The 1466-nt window shown below is 58.9% G+C and carries 1 protein-coding gene; it reads right to left on the bottom strand.

All coding sequences use genetic code 11. The features are described from left to right. Positions 1–212: 212 nt before the first annotated feature. Positions 213–1355, bottom strand: coding sequence for a hypothetical protein (locus A2X88_03900; protein OGP34889.1), 1143 nt, complete (start codon positions 1353–1355; stop codon positions 213–215). Positions 1356–1466 lie beyond the last annotated feature (111 nt).

Here is a 1466-nt window from a genome sequence, read left to right on the forward strand (position 1 = left end):
CTCCTGTGGACCGGATACCCCCTCGCAAGCGGCATGCCTGTCCCAACGAAACCGACATTTATTCCTGTTTTTCCAGGAATTATGTCTGATATCCAAGGAGTTGTGTCGAAAACTTTGCCAGTTGCATTTCGGGGAAAGAGTACCACGGATTCACCATTCAGGTGACGAAAAGGGGAATTAAAGGCAAATGTTTGCCTTTTAGGGGAAGTACATCAGGCGGGCAGTGAGAACAATACCTTCAACCCTTTCCCATGATCGTTCTCGAACCAGAGCCTTCCTTTCTGGGAATCGAGCAGTTTTTTGCAGATGGTGAGGCCAAGCCCGATCCTTGCGTCTCCGTCCTTGCTGGCCACAGTACGGTCCCCGTCCAGGATTTTTTTCTGGATCGATTCCGGGATCCCCGCTCCGGAATCGTGGACCCACACGGTCACGGATTTCCCGTCCTCCTTCCTCGTCCCGATCCGGATCTCCCCATCCGCGGGGGTGAACTTGATGGCATTGTACAGGATATTGTCGAGCACCTGCAGGCAGCGGTTCGGGTCTCCTTTTACCTTGACGGCGGGAAGCGGGATTTCCAGTTCCATCCGGACTCTTTTCTGCTCGGCGTAAGGTCTGTAGAAGTCGACGCACTCCTTCAGCAGGAAATCCAGGGCGAAGCTGGTGGCGGCGACCTTCAGCTCCCCCTTCTCCGCCGCGTCGTAATCGAGCAGCGTGTCGCACATCGACCGTAGACGCGCGATGGAGCGTCGTGACTGCTCCAGCAGGTCGATCTGTTCCACGGCCGAGCATCCCTTGCTGCATTTTTCCCGGATAATCTGGTGGTAGCCGTCCAGGACGGTGAGCAGCCCCCGGAAGTCGTGCGCCGTCGTGGAGATCAGGAAACTCTTGAACCGGTTGATCGAGGAGCTCTTCTTCAGTTCCGCCCTGCTCCGGGAAAGCAGATCCCGGATCTCCTTTTCCTGTCTCTCCCCCTCGATGCTCAGGTTGAGCTTTTCCACGGAGCGCGCGACGGAATGGCAGAGGATGCCGGGATCGACCGGCTTTCTCAGGAAATCGTAGGCCCCCTGCTTGAGCGCCTCGATCACCAGCTCCAGCGGGGGGGATTTCGCCAGCAAAACGAACGGAACCTGCGGGTAACGCCGAAGGGTGGTCTTCAGAAATTCGACCGCGGATTCTCCGCCGACGGAAAGCTCGGAGAGGACGACCATTTCCCCCCCGGCCTTGCGGAGGATTTCCCCGGCCTCCCCGAAATCGGTTGCCGGCTTGACGGAGTACCTGGCCCGGCGCAGCGTCGCCTCGGCTTCCTTCCGGAGCGCCGGATCGTCTTCGATCAGCAGGACCTTGAGGACGCGCATAACGGGCTGATTGTACCACAGGGAGCGGGAGCCGGTTCAAAGCCCTGATGGGATTCGCCCGCCTTCGCCCAACTACCTGCGGAGACCGGGGCAGGGCTTCGGGAGGAGCGA

The sequence above is a fragment of the Deltaproteobacteria bacterium GWC2_65_14 genome (assembly GCA_001797615.1).
Taxonomy (GTDB): domain Bacteria; phylum Desulfobacterota; class Deferrimicrobia; order Deferrimicrobiales; family Deferrimicrobiaceae; genus GWC2-65-14.

What these genes read in the sequence shown, in the direction of transcription:
- A2X88_03900 (OGP34889.1), bottom strand. Translation starts at nt 1,355, where the DNA reads ATGCGCGTCCTCAAGGTCCTGCTGATCGAAGACGATCCGGCGCTCCGG.